The organism is Halobacillus karajensis (assembly GCF_900108515.1).
Classification (GTDB): Bacteria; Bacillota; Bacilli; order Bacillales; family Halobacillaceae; genus Halobacillus; species Halobacillus karajensis.
On sequence record NZ_FNWW01000001.1, the window covers coordinates 1,024,191 to 1,042,256 of the forward strand.

Genomic DNA, 18,066 nt, shown 5'->3' on the forward strand with positions numbered 1-18,066 from the left:
GGATGACTCTCCTTTTTCATAATTATTTATCGGATCAGCAGCTAAAGTTTACCCTCTAGCATGTTTTAATCACCATTACTTCCCTAAACAAAACTGTGAGAATAACTGGTCAATTAAGCTTTCATGGACAGTATCCCCAACAATCTCTCCGAGGATTTCCCATGTTCTCGTCACATCAATCTGAACAACATCTAGCGGCACACCCATTTCCATCCCATTTTGGGCATCTTCGAGTGCCTGCTTAGCCTGTTTTAGCAGCTGCACGTGACGCACATTGGAAACATATGTCATATCTCCAGCATCTAAATCTCCTTCAAAGAAGGTATCTCCAATGGCTTTCTCCAACTGATCGATCCCTTCTTCACGAATCAGCGAGGTTGTTATGACAGGGTGACCGCCTGCTAATTCCTTTACATGATCAAGATTTAAACGCTGTTCTAGATCCATCTTATTTACAATAATAATAATATTCATATCGCGGATGGCCTCGAAGAGTTTTTCATCTTCTTTACTCAGCTCATCTCCATAGTTTAACACAAACAGGATGAGATCAGCCTCTTTCAATACTTGGCGGGAACGCTCTACACCGATGCGCTCTACAATATCTTCAGTCTCTCTGATTCCTGCTGTATCGACAAGACGCAAAGGAACTCCCCGAACGTTGACGTATTCTTCAATAACGTCCCTTGTCGTCCCCGGGACCTCAGTAACGATGGCCTTGTTTTCATGGACAAGGGCATTCATCAATGAAGATTTCCCGACGTTCGGACGACCGATGATCGCTGTTCCGAGACCTTCTCTTAGAATCTTCCCCTGTCTTGCCGTTTCAAGGATACGAGTCACTTCTTCATGCACTTCTTTTGTTTTCTGTTCCATCATCTCGTGGGACATCTCTTCCACATCATCATACTCAGGATAGTCAATGTTGACTTCGACATGAGCAAGCGTTTCAAGAAGTTTCTGTCTGAGTTCTTGGATTAGGTTAGACAGTCGGCCGTCCATCTGTTTCAAAGCGACGTCCATCGCCCGATCTGTTTTGGCACGAATCAAATCCATAACGGCTTCCGCTTGGGAAAGGTCAATACGCCCGTTCAAAAAGGCACGTTTCGTAAATTCTCCAGGCTCCGCTAAGCGTGCACCATTGGCTAAAACGATTTCCAAGAGACGATTCACGGAAACAAGTCCGCCATGGCAATTGATTTCGACAATATCTTCTCTCGTAAAAGTCTTCGGGGCACGCATGACAGATACCATGACTTCTTCCGCCACTTCGCCCGTTTCTGGGTCCATAATTTTTCCATAATGCATCGTGTGGGAATCGACCTTGTTCAAATCCTTCCCTTTAAAAAGATCGGCAGCAATGGCTACAGCTTCAGGCCCGCTCAATCTGACAATTGCGATCGCCCCTTCACCCATAGGGGTCGAAATAGCGGTTATCGTATCTGTTTCCACACGCACTCACCTCCTAAAAAACTTCTATCATTTATAGTTATCCACAACAAGGATATTTTTGTCATCACTAACATACTAGCTTATCATACAGGAAAATGATTTGAAAAGATATCAACACCTATATTCTTGATTTGGTAATTTCTTTTCTATCCACATGTGAATAAGTATTTCTATCATTTTCCCCACGATTAAACGGAACAATACGATAGCTCAGAGAAAGAATCCGTTATCCAATAAAATGTCAGGTGACCCAGAGATTTTGTATGAATTTAAGGCTGAAGGAATATACTTGCCTTCAGGGACCAAGTAAGCCTTTTGCCTTTGGAAAGAGATCCACCTTCCCAGCTACCCTTCATTCCTTCAAAAGTCTCAAAGCATCGTGTTCTCGGTATTGATCGGTATTGAAATGAACACAACAAAAAATGCTTCCATCCAAGTTCATGGACAGAAGCATTGACTAAAATTAATCACTGAGGTCTAATGACGACATGTCTACGCGGATCGTTACCCGCAGATTCCGTTTCGACATTTCTATTATTTTGCAATGCACTATGAATAATCTTTCTTTCATAAGACGGCATCGGCTCCAGTTTCACTGCCTGGTTAGACCGTACTGCTTTTTCCGCAAGGCGTTGGGCCAAGTTTTTCAATGTCTCTTTTCTACGGTCCCGATAACCTTCCGCATCCAACATCACCGTATAAAAAACGTCTGATTCACGATTGACGACAAGTTGAGCCAAGTATTGAAGAGAATTCAATGTTTGACCGCGCTTTCCGATCAGCATCGCGATCTTCTCACCTTCAAGCTCCATATAAATATCCCGCTGGCGGAGCTCTGTTTTCACTTGAACAGGTGCGCCCATTTGTTCTGCTACTTCATGGATGAATGTTTCGACGTCCTGCACAGGATTTTTCTTGATAGATACTTTTACAATAGCTGGTTTCGTACCAAAACCGAGAAATCCTTTTTTACCTTCATCAATGACCTCGACATCCACCTGATCTCTTGATGTACGTAATTGCTCTAGTGCTGTTTGGATCGCCTCATCAACTGTAGGTCCCGTAGCAGTCCATTGCTTCACTAGTTCGCTCCTCCTGTCTCATCTTTCATCATAGGTTTACGGATGAAAATGGTTTGAAGAATCATTACAATGTTACCAACAATCCAGTACAATGCAAGTGCTGATGGGAAGAAGAACGCAAATGTACCGATCATTAACGGCATGACATAAAGCATCATTTGCATCTGCGGGTTCTGTGCAGCCGCTCCTCCAGCCATCATCAACTTTTGCTGCAGGAATGTTGTACCTGCTGTTAAAATTGCTAAAAATGGATCTGATTGACCAAGCTCAAGCCATAGGAAATTATGGGTTTGAACTTCGGTCGTTCTCATAATTGCATGGTAAAACCCAATTAAAATCGGCATTTGAACAATAATCGGCAGACACCCAGCTAATGGATTCACTCCATTTTTCTGGAAGAGCTGCATCGTTTCCTGCTGCAGTTTTTGCTGGGTTTGTGCATCTTTAGATGAATACTTTTCACGAAGTTCCTTCAATTCTGGCTGGATATCTTGCATCGCTTTTGAACTTTTCAACTGCTTCACGTTCAAAGGCAACAATAATAAACGAATAATAATTGTAACGACAATAATCGCTAAACCATAGCTTCCATTCATGGCATCCGCAAAAAACAACAATGTTTTTGACAATGGGAAGACAATATATTCATTCCAAAATCCTGTACTATCCGAGGTGATCTCCTGGTTAACATCCATACACCCGGATAGGAACGTAAGCAAACCTGTCATTGCTAACAGGATGAGTAATTTATTTCGCAACGTCCCTTCCTCCTTACTGAAATCGCTCTACTATCTTTTAAAAAAACAAAAACTATCCATGACTATACGACAATCCTAAGTTTAGCATTACTCACTACCATAATTCTATATGATTACGTACGAATTTTTTTATTTAATAGCTTCGACCTTACTAATACATGGGTCAAGCTTTTCTTTACCTCATGAAATCCCATTTGATTCGTCGGCTTTCGCGCGATGACGACAAGATCGTATTGAGGGTGGATATCGTTCTCCAATTCATGGAAGGCCTGGCGCAAATACCGTTTGATTTGATTACGCATCACGGCATGACCAATTTTTTTACTCACTGACAGACCGATACGAAAATGGGTCTGATCCTCTTTTTTCATATAATATAGGACCAACTGCCGGTTTGCGAACGATTGACCACGCTTGAAAACTTCCTGAAAATCCTCATTTTTCTTTATACGATAAGCCTTTTTCATCAAACACCCTCCAAATAAACAAGCAAATGCCTGGATTAACCGGGTAAAAAGAGACCCTTACCATTATGTAGTAGAAAACCTCTTCTTATGCTTTTCCTTTCAAAGCCGATCTACTTCTCCAGTTCTTTATAAAACAAAAGAGGGACGAAAATCCGCCCCACTTTTGACCATATACTGAAAAAAAGACCACTGATTGTTTTCAGTGGCCTATGCTGATAAAACTTTTCTTCCTTTACGACGACGGCGTGCAAGAACTTTACGACTGTTCTTTGAGCTCATGCGCGCACGGAAGCCGTGTACTTTTTTACGCTTACGATTATTTGGTTGAAATGTGCGTTTCATTATATATACACCTCCTGGGGAAAATTCCAATAATACATCTAAAAGGCAGTCCCGATTAGTATAATAAATAGACCTGCTTTTTGTCAACTTCTGTTTTCCAAATCCTAACCAAAAAGACCGGGACCGTTATATAACAGGCTGTTGTATAACAAGTGCTGTCGTCTTCTTTTTTATAAGCGAACAAAACTTCCCCTAGCCAATACTCACAGGATCTGTGTATAATTTAAACCTGCCTTTTCTACTATCCACAACAAATATCGACAAGAAAATCACAAAATATAGTGCTGTGGATGAGTTTTATCTACAAGTCATCGGAATTGTGGATAAGTTCCCGTGAACCATTGCAACTAGTGTTTTTATCTGGTATTATATTTGTGTTTAAGCGTGAATGACTTCTGAAGAACAAAAATCTTTTCCACAGACTGTGGATAACATGTGGACATTTATTAACACACTTGTTTATTTAGTTATGCACAACACTGTGGATATTGGAAATAACTTTCTAGAACTCTAGTAAAATCAACTTTCGGACATCCACATCCGATCAGAGGTTTTTTTACAAATTTCATTATACAAACCTTATACAAAAGCCTTTCGATCCTTTTGTTACGTTCGGAAAAGAGAACGAAAGGCTTTTTTGTTTTCCATTGAAACAGAGAGGGGTGAAAAAATTTGGAGAACATCAATGAATTATGGACGAATACGCTCGATCAAATAAAAGAAAAGATTAGTAAACCGAGTTTTGAAACATGGCTGAAAGCCACAAAAGCTGACTCCTTAAGCGAAAATACGTTAACAATCGTTGCTCCGAATGAATTCGCCAGAGATTGGCTTGAAAATCAATATGAGAGTTTAATAACAGAGACTCTATATGAAGTGACAGGAGCAGAATTGGATACAAAATTCATCATTCCGGAATCAAAGGACGATTCTCTTGAAGATGTGAAGCTCTCTTCTAAGAAGGTTCCAAATGTGAAAAACAACGGAAATGAAGAGTCGCCACAAAGCATGTTGAACTCAAAATATACGTTCGACACATTCGTCATTGGTTCAGGGAACCGTTTTGCCCATGCAGCTTCCTTAGCGGTGGCTGAAGCCCCTGCAAAAGCCTATAACCCACTATTTATCTATGGTGGTGTAGGACTTGGTAAAACCCACTTAATGCATGCGATCGGCCACTATGTGCTGGATCACAATCCAAACGCCAAAGTTGTTTATCTATCATCGGAGAAATTCACGAACGAATTCATTAATTCCATTCGTGATAACAAAGCCGTCAATTTCCGCAACAAATACCGAAGTGTCGATGTGCTTTTAATAGATGATATACAGTTCCTTGCAGGAAAAGAACAAACCCAGGAAGAGTTTTTCCATACGTTCAATACACTCCATGAAGAAAGCAAGCAAATCGTAATCTCCAGTGACCGTCCGCCTAAAGAGATCCCTACATTGGAAGATCGCTTGCGCTCTCGCTTTGAATGGGGGTTGATTACAGATATTACTCCTCCAGATTTAGAAACGAGAATCGCCATTCTCCGTAAAAAAGCAAAAGCGGAAGGGCTCGATATCCCTAATGAAGTCATGCTTTATATTGCAAACCAGATCGATACGAACATCCGCGAGCTTGAAGGGGCTTTGATCCGAGTCGTTGCGTACTCATCACTCATTAATAGTGATATTAATGCGTCTCTAGCTGCTGAAGCCTTGAAAGATATCATTCCGAGTTCCAAACCGAAAGTAATTACAATTGAGGCTATTCAGGAAATGGTCGGAGAGAAATACAATGTGAGACTAGAAGATTTCCCAGCAAAGAAACGAACGAAATCAGTAGCCTTTCCACGTCAGATTGCTATGTATCTATCAAGGGAACTAACCGATTTCTCTTTACCGAAAATCGGGGAGGAATTCGGAGGGCGTGACCATACAACCGTTATTCATGCCCATGAGAAAATTTCAAAAATGGTCGCAGATGATCAACAATTACAAAGAGAGCTCGATGAAATCAAAGAGCAACTAAAAACACACTAGTGGATAATGTGAATAAAGGTTGCACGTCCATCAACAACCTGTCCACATGTGGATAACCTTAAGTCATCAGTCCTTTTACTTGTTATCCACAATTCCACAGCCCATACTAGTACTATTACTGCATTTTATAAAAAAATAATTAATATATGCTCAAGTAGGAGGAGTGTATTGAAATGAAATTTGTAATCCAGCGGGATCAATTAATCAATAGTGTACAAAATGTCATGAAAGCTATTTCTTCCAGAACCACAATTCCTATTCTTACCGGTATGAAAATCGAAGCGAGTGATGAAGGAATTAAACTAACAGGTAGTGATTCTGACATTTCTATTGAATCTTTTATCCCTAGTGAAGAAGATGGAATCGTTTATGTGGAAAATATTGAACCAGGAAATATTGTGTTACAAGCAAAGTATTTCCCTGATATCGTACGTAAACTTCCTCAGAACACCGTGGAAATTGAAAGTGATCATTCTCGTAATGTTACTATTCGTTCAGGAAATGCTGAATTCCACTTGAACGGACAAGACCCTGAGGAATATCCACAACTGCCTCAGCTCCATACAGAAGAGAGTTTTGAATTACCGATTGATTTATTAAAGAATTTAATTCGTCAAACGGTGTTTGCTGTTTCTACTTCTGAAACCAGACCGATTCTCACTGGGGTCCATGTGAAATTAGACGACGGGCACCTGGAATTTATCGCTACAGACAGTCACCGACTGGCTTCACGTAAAATTCCTTTGGAACAACCAGAAGGGAAATCACTTCCAGCCGTCGTTATTCCAGGAAAGAGCTTGACAGAGTTGAATAAAATCCTTGATGACTCAGAAGATACGATCGAAGTCAGCGTGACGGATAATCAAGTACTATTCCGTACAAAACATCTTTACTTCCTGTCCCGTCTCCTTGACGGAAATTATCCGGAAACATCCCGCTTGATTCCTGATCAAAGTAAAACGATTGTCAAAATTGATACGAAGGAATTGCTTCAATCAGTCGATCGTGCCTCTTTACTTGCCAAGGAAAACCGCAACAATGTAGTTCGCTTAGTTACAAAAGAAGACAACCATCTCGAAATTACAGGGAATTCTCCAGAAGTAGGGAATGTTGTCGAAGAAGTCATGGCGAATGATGTCGATGGGGAAGACTTGAAAATATCTTTCAGTGCCAAATATATGATGGATGCTTTGAAAGCTGTGGATTATGATCAAGTGAAAGTTGAATTTACCGGGGCCATGCGTCCATTCTTAATTCGTCCAATCGACGATAATCAAATTTTACAATTGATTCTTCCAGTTAGAACTTATTAAATCTTTGATCAAGGTCAAGATAAGAAGGTGCTTTATGATCATTCATAGGGTACCTTCTTCTTTTTATTTTCAATAAAACCACCAGGATATGGAAATCGGTGAAAGGCATGAATGAATTCCTTTCCTTTCTTTCGAAAGTGTCTCGGAAAACAAGACTTAACTAAATCCTGCTAACCAAACAGATTTAGGCATACGGACGTGTTTCGTTGCCTTGGACTTTCTTTACACCTCTATCTTTAGTAAAATATAAGATAGGTGAATTCATGAAATAGGGTGAAATAATATGAGCGAAGAAATCGGAATCAGTACAGAATACATTCCTTTAGGTCAATTTTTAAAACTGGCGAATATTGTCGAGTCTGGTGGAATGGTGAAAATCTTTCTAGCGGAATTTGAAGTTTTTGTAAATGGTGAGCTTGAAAATCGTCGTGGCCGTAAACTGTACGTGGGCGATACAGTAGAAGTCGAAGAGTTCGGCAGCTTTACCGTTGTCAATGAAGGTTAGGGTACAGTTCTTCTATGTATATACATGAGTTATCACTACGTTCATACAGGAACTATGATGAGCTCTCATTGACATTTGACCATAAGATCAATGTCATCATTGGTGAAAACGCCCAGGGGAAGACCAATCTGATGGAAGCAATCTATGTTCTCGCTTTTACAAGATCTCATAGAACTCCAAGAGATAAAGAACTGATACAGTGGGATGAAGAGTATGGTAAAATAAAAGGGAGTATTTTTAAACGAAACCGTCGATTCCCGCTCGAGATTGTTATTTCCAAAAAAGGGAAAAAGGCAAAATTGAATCATATTGAGCAAAAGCGCTTGAGTGATTATATTGGCGCTTTAAACGTGGTGATGTTTGCACCTGAGGATCTTAATCTTGTAAAAGGGAGTCCTCAGGTGCGTCGTCGGTTTATTGACATGGAAATTGGTCAGATTCAGCCCACCTATATTTATCACTTAGGTCAATATCAAAAGATTCTCAGACAACGTAACCATCTTTTAAAAGATTTACAGAGGAAACCTGGTATGGATCGGACCATGCTCGGAGTGATGACAGAGCAGTTGGTTGAGCATGCCGCAATCATTGTTGAACGCCGCTTCAAATTCCTGCAGCTGCTTAGAAATTGGGCCACACCGATCCATGAGGGGATCAGTCGGCAGCTCGAACAGTTGGAAATTGCCTATGATGCAAGTGTTCAAGTATCAGAGGATATGAATTTGGAAACAATAAAGAATACATTTACTGATAAATTCGCAGAAATTGAATCGAAAGAAGTAGAGCGTGGGACAACGTTGGCCGGGCCGCATAGGGATGACCTTGTTTTTTACGTGAACGGAAAAGATGTCCAGACCTATGGATCGCAGGGGCAGCAGAGAACGACTGCTTTGTCTTTGAAACTCGCGGAGATTGAACTGATTCATAGTGAAGTAGGCGAATACCCGATCTTACTTTTGGATGATGTGCTGAGTGAACTGGACGATTTTAGACAATCGCATTTGCTCCATACGATTCAAGGAAAAGTGCAGACTTTTGTCTCGACGACCAATATTGATGGGATCGAACATGAAGCATTGGAGCAGGCAGAAATCTTTCGCGTGAAAGAAGGAACGATAGACACAGAGAAATGAGGTGGGGAATTGTTCATTCACATCGGAGATGACCATGTAATCCAATCCGAGGATGTCGTGGCAATCATTGATAACAGCTTGATTTCTTCTTCTACAATCATTGAAGAAATGATTCATAACCAGCGTAAAGCTAAGCAGGTAATCGAAACTGAAGATCATCAGGCAAAGGCAATCGTAATTACGAATGATGTTATCTATTTCAGCCCCCTTTCTGTCTATACTTTAAAGAAACGGGCGAATATGATGACAACATTGAATAAATTGGAAGATTACTCGGAAGAGTCCGATTTTTAATATAGAGATAGATTCAGTCATATGAGATTAGAGTTAAACCACTTGAGAAATGTAGGTGAGTACCATGAAGGAAGATATTATCGAAGAGCAGCAGACATATGATGAGAGCCAAATACAGGTACTAGAAGGGTTAGAAGCGGTACGGAAGCGACCAGGAATGTATATTGGTTCCACCAATGAAAAGGGCCTTCACCACTTGGTCTGGGAAATTGTCGATAACAGTATCGATGAGGCAATGGCCGGTTTTTGCGATCATATTCAAGTCATGATTGAAGAAGACAACAGCATTACGGTTACTGATAACGGTCGTGGTATTCCAGTAGGGATTCAAGAAAAAACAGGTCGTCCTGCCGTGGAAGTTATTCTGACCGTCCTTCACGCTGGAGGAAAATTCGGCGGGGGCGGCTATAAAGTATCCGGAGGACTTCATGGTGTAGGGGCTTCAGTCGTGAATGCATTATCTACGAACCTTGAAGTATATGTCCACCGTGATGGGCAAATTCACTACCAGTCTTACCACCGTGGTGTACCCAAAGAAGACTTGAAGGTGATCGGAGAAACCGATAAGACAGGAACACGCATTCAATTCAAACCGGATCCTGAAATTTTCACAGAAACGCAGGAATACCAGTTTGAGATCTTGGCCAATCGTTTACGTGAGCTTGCGTTCTTGAATAAAGGGTTAACGATCACAATCGAGGATAAACGTACCGACGATGAACCTGTGAACTATTATTTCGAAGGCGGAATCTTGTCGTATGTTGAACATATGAACCGCACGCGTGATACGTTGCATGAAGCTTTCTTCATTGAAGAAGAACAGGATGAAATCTCCATTGAGATTGCAATGCAGTATAATGACGGCTTTGCAAGCAACATTTATTCTTATGCGAACAACATTCATACGTATGAAGGGGGAACGCATGAATCAGGGTTTAAGACTGGTTTAACCCGTGTTATCAATGACTATGCGCGTAAAAATAGTATGTTCAAAGAAACAGACCCTAATTTGACCGGGGATGACGTCCGGGAAGGGCTTACGGCCATTATTTCGATCAAACACCCGGACCCACAGTTCGAAGGACAGACAAAAACAAAGCTAGGAAACAGTGAAGCACGTACGGTTACAGATGCTTTGTTTTCCGAGAGCTTTTCGAAGTTCCTTTTTGAAAATCCGAATATGGCCAAAACGATCGTTGAAAAAGGATTGATGGCATCAAGAGCAAGGATGGCGGCTAAAAAAGCCAGGGAACTTACACGACGTAAAAATGCGCTTGAGGTATCTAACCTCCCAGGGAAACTGGCTGATTGTTCATCAAAAGACGCCAATATTTCTGAACTCTACATCGTTGAGGGAGACTCCGCCGGTGGATCAGCCAAACAAGGACGTGACCGCCACTTCCAAGCAATTCTGCCACTGCGCGGGAAAATCATCAACGTAGAAAAAGCGCGTCTGGATAAAATTTTGTCCAATAATGAGGTCCGGACAATTATCACGGCCCTTGGCACAGGAATTGGGGAAGAATTCGATATATCAAAAGCACGCTATCACAAAATTGTAATCATGACCGATGCTGACGTTGATGGAGCACACATTCGTACTTTACTATTGACGTTCTTCTATCGATATATGCGCCCTTTGATTGAACATGGCTATATATATATCGCTCAGCCACCTCTTTACAAAATACAGCAGGGAAAGACGGTCTATTACACCTACAGTGACAAACAGCTGGATGCCAAACTCGCGGAGCTGTCCAATTCACCGAAGCCAGGGGTTCAACGTTATAAGGGTCTTGGAGAGATGAACCCAGAACAATTGTGGGAAACGACCATGGATCCAGAATCAAGGACCATGCTTCAAGTCAGTCTTGAAGATGCCATGAGTGCTGATGAAACGTTCGATATTCTTATGGGAGATAAAGTCGAACCACGTCGTAACTTCATTCAGGAAAATGCCCAGTATGTACAAAACCTTGATGTTTAATATAGAGAGAATGTCATGAGATAGGATGGGAAAGGGCTTATCCTTTCCTTTTAGGCAATTAGGAGGTAAATAGAATGGTGGATCAACCCGAACGTCCGCGCGTACAGGAAGTGAATATCAGCCAGGAAATGCGTACGTCATTCCTAGATTACGCGATGAGTGTTATTGTCGCCCGTGCTCTTCCCGATGTCAGGGACGGTCTAAAGCCTGTACACAGAAGGATATTATATGCGATGCACGATCTCGGTATGCATGCAGACAAAGCTTATAAAAAATCTGCACGTATCGTAGGGGAAGTTATCGGTAAGTACCACCCTCACGGGGATTCTGCCGTATATGACACAATGGTGCGTATGGCGCAGGATTTCAACTACCGTTACATGCTTGTCGATGGCCATGGGAACTTCGGTTCTGTCGATGGGGATGCGGCAGCCGCTATGCGTTATACAGAAGCACGTATGTCGAAGATTTCTATGGAAATCCTTCGCGATATCAACAAAGATACCATTGATTACAATGACAACTACGATGGAACAGAACGAGAGCCTGAAGTGCTGCCTTCTAAGTTCCCTAATCTGCTCGTCAACGGTGGTTCAGGAATTGCGGTAGGGATGGCTACGAACATCCCCCCTCACCAGCTTGGGGAGGTCATTGATGCCGTTTTAGCTTTGAGTAAAGATCCTGAGATCACGATCCAGGAATTGATGGAAAATTATATTTATGGTCCTGACTTCCCGACAGCAGGTAAAATTCTCGGACTAAGCGGCATTCGGAAAGCCTATGAAACAGGGAAAGGCTCCATTACCGTCCGTGCAACTGTTGAAATTGAAGAACAGGCCAATGGGAAAGCTAAATTGATTGTTACAGAACTCCCTTATCAGGTGAATAAAGCCCGTCTTGTAGAAAAAATCGCCGATCTTGCCCGCGATAAGAAAATTGACGGCATCACTGACTTACGTGATGAATCGGATCGTAACGGCCTTCGTGTCGTCATCGAATTACGCCGTGACGCTAATCCGAATGTGCTGCTGAATAACTTGTACAAAATGACGGCCTTACAATCAACATTTGGTATTAATATACTGGCACTTGTAAACGGCCATCCGAAAGTACTCAACTTGAAACAGTGCCTTGAACATTATCTGGATCATCAGAAAGTGGTCATCCGCCGCCGTACGGAGTATGAACTAAGAAAAGCGGAAGCTCGCGCCCACATTTTAGCCGGACTTCGTATCGCGCTTGACCACTTGGATGAAGTGATCACGTTGATTCGTGAATCCCAAACGACAGAAATCGCTCGTACTGGATTGATGGATCGTTTCGGTCTCTCTGAGAAACAGGCCCAGGCCATTCTCGATATGCGCCTGCAGCGTCTGACAGGGTTAGAACGGGAGAAAATTGAAGAAGAGTACCAAGACATCATGAAATTGATCAGCGAGTTGAAAGCCATTCTTGCCGACGATGAAAAGGTACTTGAAATTATTCGTGAAGAGCTGTTGGATATCAAAGAACGTTATAATGATGAGCGCCGAACAGAGATTGTTCTGGGAGGAACTGACTTCATTGAAGATGAAGATTTGATCCCTGAAGAAACAGTCATCGTAACAGTGACACATCAGGGATACGTGAAACGTTTGCCTGCAAGCACATACCGCTCACAACGAAGAGGGGGACGAGGCGTCCAAGGTATGGGTACACATGAAGAGGACTTTGTGGAACACTTATTGTCCACTTCTACTCATAACACACTCCTTTTCTTCTCCAACAAAGGAAAAGTGTATAAAGCTAAAGGATACGAAGTTCCTGAATTCAACCGGACAGCAAAAGGTATTCCGATTATCAATATGCTGAATGTGGAACGTGATGAGTGGATTAATGCAGTTATTGCGGTCGAAGATTTTGTTGATGACTGGTACCTTGTCTTTACAACGAGGAACGGAATCACGAAACGCACCACACTTTCACAGTTTGCCAACATCCGAAAAGGCGGTCTTATTGCCCTTGGCTTACGTGAAGATGACGAACTGATCTCTGTTCGACTGACAGATGGTACGAAAGACGTTATGATCGGGACTCAAAACGGTTATCTAATTCGTTTCAATGAAGATCAAATCCGTGCAATGGGACGAACCGCGGCAGGTGTGAAAGGGATCTCCCTCCGTGATGATGATAAAGTGGTTTCAATGGAAATCCTTGATGATTCCTTGCAAGTGTTGACCGTTACCAGCAAAGGATACGGAAAACGGACACCAGCTGATGAGTATCGGATTACAAACCGTGGAGGTAAAGGAATTATCACCTGTAACCTGACAGAAAAGAATGGTCACGTTGTGGCTACGAAAGCTGTCAACGGTGAAGAAGATATCATGATTATTACAGCAAGCGGTGTCTTGATCCGCATGCCTATGGAGAGTATTTCAGAGACTGGTCGTAACACACAGGGGGTTCGCTTAATTCGCCTTGGTGAAGGAGAAGAAGTCGCAACAGTTGCCCGTGTAGAATCAGAAAAAGAGGAAGAAGAAATGGTAGAAGAAGCACTTGAAAAAGAGGCGGAATCTCAGGATGAAGCATCTGAAGAAAGTGAAGATTCCACAATAGAGACAACAGAAGAAGAGTCAGATGAATCATAAGTGAATTTAAATGATGCGTCGCCTGTCGAGCTATTAGTAGCGGCAGGCGGCTTTTTTATATAAATAATGGAAACTACCAGGGATTGGTTTCCTTAATGTTGAACTCATCCAAAACTCTCGAATCTGATATGCGTGAGGCATGTGATTTTTGTCGAAAATCACACCAGACAAGGCTGCAAATTCTTTGGGAAGAGGATGGGGAGGTCATCTCTATAAAGTTTGGATGAAAGGTATAAATGATAGACCAGTTTGCGTCAGGAAATAGCTGCAAACTGGTCTTTTAACCACGAAGCAAAAAGTTTTGGAATTTGGTCGGCTGCCGATTCCAGGAAATGAATGATGAATACATAGTCTTCACGGTCTTTCATTTGTTCCATCTCACCCCACCATTCTCCTTCGTATCGAACAAGCATACTTAGATTATACAGAACGGCAAAATAGGCTAACAGATCTGGCCATTCCTCTTCTATTTTAATGGGGGGGGATTTTTTTAATTCGTAAAGTTCCCTCATACAAGGGAGTGGGCGCAGTAATTCATCCATTGAAACTTTCCCCTTCTCTGAGGAGAATTGGAATAAATGATGTGCCGCATGGGGAAAGAGCCCGTTGGGTTGAATCCTAATGTCATCTTCTAAGAACCTGTAATGCTGCTTTTTTCTCTTTCGGGTCGATAACCCATGGGCGAGGACTTTAGCTGTGGCTGGATATCCTGGATCTACGGTCAGCAGGCAGCTTTTAATAAAGTGATTCATTCCATAGTAAAATAGGAGAGGCCTTACACTTAAAGGTGTATCTAAGGCCGTTAACCAGTAATCTTGTCCGAGGGTAAGCCCATGAATAAAGCGTTCAGCATTATTGTATGCATGATGCTCAGAACGGGAATGCCCCATTCTTTCATAACAGTCAAGAAGAAAAGGTCGAGTATGAGCGGTCACTTGAAGGTAGGTGAGTATGGGATCAGTCTTGTGCAAGATAGCCTCTCCTTTCGTTCATTTAAGGGAGTTTCTCCCATTTTTTTATGGTTGAAAAAGCCCAATCATTGTCGTATTGTATATAACAATAAGAAATGGTGTCTGCGAATATACCACTTATTTTACCCACTTTCACCCAAACTATTTTAGAAAGAAAAGGAGAGGTCAAGTATGCGTGAAGACAAGTTTACAAAAGAAGGTTTGACGTTTGACGATGTACTGCTTTTGCCTGCTAAATCTGATGTTTTGCCACGTGATGTGTCACTGGCGACCGAATTATCGCCGACATTACGTTTGAATATGCCGATCATCAGTGCCGGGATGGATACCGTAACTGAAGCGGAAATGGCTATCGGAATGGCTCGCCAGGGGGGGCTTGGTGTCATTCATAAGAACATGTCGATTGAAGAGCAAGCAGAGCATGTCGATCGTGTTAAACGCTCAGAAAGCGGTGTTATTACGAACCCGTTCTTTTTGACACCGGACCACCAAGTGTTCGATGCGGAGCATCTCATGGGGAAATTCAGAATTTCCGGTGTCCCGATCGTCAACAATATAGAAGAACAGAAGCTTGTCGGAATCATCACCAATCGTGACCTCCGCTTCATTGAAGACTACTCTATGAGGATAAGTGAAGTTATGACGAGCGAGGATCTGGTAACAGCTCCTGTGGGAACGACGCTGGATGAGGCAGAAAAAATCCTCCAGAAATATAAGATTGAGAAGCTCCCGATGGTAGATAGCCAGGGGATCCTTAAAGGATTAATCACAATCAAAGATATTGAAAAAGTGATTGAATTTCCATTATCGGCCAAAGATGAGCAAGGTCGTCTTCTATGTGCAGCGGCTGTCGGTGTTACGGCAGATGCTATGACGCGTATAGACAAATTGGTGGAAGCGGGTGTTGATGCACTTGTTGTAGATACAGCCCACGGCCATTCGCAGGGCGTCATCGAACAGGTGAAACGGATCCGAGACCGTCATCCTGAAGTGAATATTATCGCAGGAAATGTCGCTACAGCAGAAGCGACTCGGGAATTGATTGAAGCAGGAGCGGATGTGGTGAAAGTTGGAATTGGCCCTGGTTCCATTTGCACCACTCGTGTCGTTGCTGGTGTAGGGGTTCCTCAGATTACGGCTGTTTATGATTGTGCGAAAGAAGCGGAGAAACATAACAAGCCGATCATTGCTGATGGGGGAATTAAATATTCTGGGGACATTGTAAAAGCATTGGCTGCCGGAGGACATGCCGTTATGCTTGGCAGTCTGCTTGCCGGAGTATCGGAGAGCCCTGGCCAAACGGAAATCTTCCAAGGCCGCCGCTTCAAAGTATATCGTGGTATGGGATCTGTAGGTGCCATGGAATCCGGTTCTAAAGATCGCTACTTCCAAAACGACCAGGAAGCGAAGAAGCTTGTTCCAGAAGGAATTGAAGGCCGCATGCCATATAAAGGACCACTGTCGGATTCCATTCATCAACTTCTTGGAGGCATTCGTTCAGGGATGGGATATTGCGGCACCCCGACAATTCATTCCCTACGAACAGATGCTCAGTTTACTAGAATTACCGGAGCTGGATTGAGAGAAAGCCACCCGCATGATGTACAAATCACTAAAGAAGCGCCAAACTACTCCGTTTGACCCGTATAAAAGGAATAGACAGGGACTTTTCCCTGTCTATTCTTTTATATACGCATGTGATAAAATAACAAAGATGCATAATATAAGGGTGGAGGTTGAGAAAGTTGACACAAAGGTTTAAAACATCTATGGCCATGATGATGGCGTTGCTAATGGGGATCTTTGCGGTGTCCGTGAATCCCGGACATACATATGCGAGCGTAGATGTTGATGCAGAATCGGCAATACTCGTGGACGCGGAAACAGGGAAGATACTTTTTGAGAAAGAAGCAGATTTGACACTGCCTCCTGCTAGTATGACGAAAATGATGACGGAATATCTCGTTATGGAAGCCATAGAGGAAGGTCGAATCAGTTGGGATGACACGACAAAAGTCAGTCAATATGCATATGATATATCAGCGAATCCTGAATTTTCAGGTGTAGGTCTAAGGTTGGATGAAGAATATACAGTTCGTGAGTTGTACGAAGCTATGGCTATTAATTCAGATAACGCTACAACGATTGCTCTAACAGAGTTGATTGCAGGCTCAGAGGGTGAATTTGTTCAAATGATGAACGAAAAGGCTGCAGAAATGGGCCTTCCTGATTATGAATTCGTCAATGCGACAGGATTGAACAATTCACATTTAGGGGACAACCACCCAGAAGGTACGGACCCGGATGCGACGAACATGCTCTCAGCAAAATCAGCCGCATTGCTTGCCTACCATTTAACGAATGATTATCCGGAAGCTTTAGAAGTTTCCAGTAAGCCCACACTAGAATTTTCCGGTCAAACGGTAACGAACTGGAACTGGATGCTTCCAGGTATGCCCGGACAAAATTTAAAACAGTTTGAGTATAAGGGTATGGATGGTTTGAAAACAGGGTACACAGAACTTGCCAAAAATACCTTTACAGGTACAGCGGAACGCGACGGCCAACGTTTTATTTCTGTAGTTATGAAATCGGAAACAAGAGCCTCTCGATTCAATGAAACAAGGAAACTGTTGGACTATGGTTTTAACCAGTTCACACGTCAGGAAATCTTTCCAGCTGGTGAATCAATAGACAACCAATCGTCACTCCCTGTGACCAAAGGAAAAGAAGATAAGGTAGCGATTGAAACGAGTGAGGCGCTTAGCACACTGGTAAAGAATGGTGAAGAAGAACAATATGATATTCAGTTCAATATAGATGAAGACCTGCTGGATAATGAGGGCAACCTTGTTGCTCCTGTGGAAAAAGGGCAAAAGGTTGGCAATGCAACGCTTGTTTACAATGGGGAAGAGAACTATGGTAACATTATTTCCAAGAGTGGACAGACGGTCGATATCGTTACCTCTGCAGGTGTTGAAAAGGCAAACTGGTTTATGCTGACACTTGGGGCTATTGGTGAATTCTTCAGTGATATCTTTACGGGCGCTGTTGACATGGTCAAAGGATGGTTTTAGGTTAAAAAATCCCTATTTAACTAGTGG

The 18,066-nt window shown here is 42.4% G+C and carries 15 protein-coding genes; 9 read left to right on the top strand and 6 right to left on the bottom strand.

Annotated elements, in window-relative coordinates; translation table 11 throughout:
• Positions 1-75 precede the first annotated feature (75 nt).
• The 5 genes from mnmE to rpmH form a co-directional block, all read right to left on the bottom strand.
• Entirely contained in the window at positions 76-1,452 is a 1,377-nt protein-coding gene (gene mnmE / locus BLW54_RS04765) for a tRNA uridine-5-carboxymethylaminomethyl(34) synthesis GTPase MnmE (RefSeq protein WP_035507353.1), read from the bottom strand.
• A 467-nt stretch (positions 1,453-1,919) separates the two neighbouring features.
• Complete coding sequence (gene jag / locus BLW54_RS04770) at positions 1,920-2,534, bottom strand: RNA-binding cell elongation regulator Jag/EloR (RefSeq protein WP_035507355.1); 615 nt, start codon at positions 2,532-2,534, stop codon at positions 1,920-1,922.
• A complete protein-coding gene (gene spoIIIJ, locus BLW54_RS04775; RefSeq protein ID WP_035507357.1) occupies positions 2,534-3,292 on the bottom strand; it encodes a YidC family membrane integrase SpoIIIJ in 759 nt (252 codons plus the stop codon). The genes jag and spoIIIJ overlap by 1 nt, the downstream gene beginning before the upstream one ends.
• Before the next feature lie 113 nt (positions 3,293-3,405).
• Entirely contained in the window at positions 3,406-3,759 is a 354-nt protein-coding gene (rnpA, locus tag BLW54_RS04780) for a ribonuclease P protein component (RefSeq protein ID WP_035507358.1), read from the bottom strand.
• 207 nt (positions 3,760-3,966) lie between these two features.
• Positions 3,967-4,101, bottom strand: coding sequence for a 50S ribosomal protein L34 (rpmH, locus tag BLW54_RS04785; RefSeq protein ID WP_074733340.1), 135 nt, complete (start codon positions 4,099-4,101; stop codon positions 3,967-3,969).
• 672 nt (positions 4,102-4,773) lie between these two features.
• Here rpmH and dnaA point away from each other — a divergent pair.
• The 7 genes from dnaA (at position 4,774) to gyrA (ending at position 13,991) form a co-directional block, all read left to right on the top strand.
• A complete protein-coding gene (gene dnaA, locus BLW54_RS04790; protein ID WP_035507361.1) occupies positions 4,774-6,129 on the top strand; it encodes a chromosomal replication initiator protein DnaA in 1,356 nt (451 codons plus the stop codon).
• 173 nt (positions 6,130-6,302) lie between these two features.
• On the top strand, positions 6,303-7,442 hold the full coding sequence (gene dnaN / locus BLW54_RS04795; RefSeq protein ID WP_074733341.1) for a DNA polymerase III subunit beta: 1,140 nt from the start codon (positions 6,303-6,305) through the stop codon (positions 7,440-7,442).
• Between the two features lie 283 nt (positions 7,443-7,725).
• Positions 7,726-7,947, top strand: a complete 222-nt coding sequence (gene yaaA / locus BLW54_RS04800) for a S4 domain-containing protein YaaA (RefSeq protein WP_035507365.1) — start codon at positions 7,726-7,728, stop codon at positions 7,945-7,947.
• Between the two features lie 14 nt (positions 7,948-7,961).
• The gene (gene recF, locus BLW54_RS04805) at positions 7,962-9,080 is read left to right on the top strand and encodes a DNA replication/repair protein RecF (RefSeq protein WP_074733342.1); all 1,119 of its coding nucleotides are present in this window, start codon (positions 7,962-7,964) and stop codon (positions 9,078-9,080) included.
• Between the two features lie 9 nt (positions 9,081-9,089).
• The gene (gene remB / locus BLW54_RS04810) at positions 9,090-9,374 is read left to right on the top strand and encodes an extracellular matrix regulator RemB (RefSeq protein ID WP_035507369.1); all 285 of its coding nucleotides are present in this window, start codon (positions 9,090-9,092) and stop codon (positions 9,372-9,374) included.
• 64 nt (positions 9,375-9,438) lie between these two features.
• A complete protein-coding gene (gene gyrB, locus BLW54_RS04815; protein ID WP_035507371.1) occupies positions 9,439-11,361 on the top strand; it encodes a DNA topoisomerase (ATP-hydrolyzing) subunit B in 1,923 nt (640 codons plus the stop codon).
• A gap of 74 nt (positions 11,362-11,435) precedes the next feature.
• Positions 11,436-13,991 (top strand): DNA gyrase subunit A, encoded by a 2,556-nt coding sequence (gyrA, locus tag BLW54_RS04820; RefSeq protein ID WP_051744063.1) that lies wholly within the window; start codon positions 11,436-11,438, stop codon positions 13,989-13,991.
• A 254-nt stretch (positions 13,992-14,245) separates the two neighbouring features.
• Here the strand turns inward: gyrA and BLW54_RS04825 are convergent, their stop codons facing one another.
• The gene (locus tag BLW54_RS04825; protein ID WP_035507373.1) at positions 14,246-14,962 is read right to left on the bottom strand and encodes a YaaC family protein; all 717 of its coding nucleotides are present in this window, start codon (positions 14,960-14,962) and stop codon (positions 14,246-14,248) included.
• A gap of 171 nt (positions 14,963-15,133) precedes the next feature.
• Between BLW54_RS04825 and guaB the strand changes: the two genes are divergently transcribed.
• Complete coding sequence (gene guaB, locus BLW54_RS04830; RefSeq protein ID WP_035507374.1) at positions 15,134-16,603, top strand: IMP dehydrogenase; 1,470 nt, start codon at positions 15,134-15,136, stop codon at positions 16,601-16,603.
• Positions 16,604-16,707: 104 nt separating this feature from the next.
• Positions 16,708-18,039: a serine hydrolase gene (locus tag BLW54_RS04835; protein ID WP_231622355.1), complete on the top strand. Its 1,332-nt coding sequence runs from the start codon at positions 16,708-16,710 to the stop codon at positions 18,037-18,039.
• The last annotated feature ends 27 nt before the right edge of the window (positions 18,040-18,066 follow it).

Excerpts from the sequence above, each read along its gene's own strand:
- rnpA (WP_035507358.1), bottom strand. The coding sequence starts at position 3,759 with ATGAAAAAGGCTTATCGTATAAAGAAAAATGAGGATTTTCAGGAAGTT.
- rpmH (WP_074733340.1), bottom strand. The coding sequence starts at position 4,101 with ATGAAACGCACATTTCAACCAAATAATCGTAAGCGTAAAAAAGTACAC.
- dnaN (WP_074733341.1), top strand. The coding sequence starts at position 6,303 with ATGAAATTTGTAATCCAGCGGGATCAATTAATCAATAGTGTACAAAAT.
- yaaA (WP_035507365.1), top strand. The coding sequence starts at position 7,726 with ATGAGCGAAGAAATCGGAATCAGTACAGAATACATTCCTTTAGGTCAA.
- recF (WP_074733342.1), top strand. The coding sequence starts at position 7,962 with ATGTATATACATGAGTTATCACTACGTTCATACAGGAACTATGATGAG.
- gyrB (WP_035507371.1), top strand. The coding sequence starts at position 9,439 with ATGAAGGAAGATATTATCGAAGAGCAGCAGACATATGATGAGAGCCAA.
- gyrA (WP_051744063.1), top strand. The coding sequence starts at position 11,436 with ATGGTGGATCAACCCGAACGTCCGCGCGTACAGGAAGTGAATATCAGC.
- guaB (WP_035507374.1), top strand. The coding sequence starts at position 15,134 with ATGCGTGAAGACAAGTTTACAAAAGAAGGTTTGACGTTTGACGATGTA.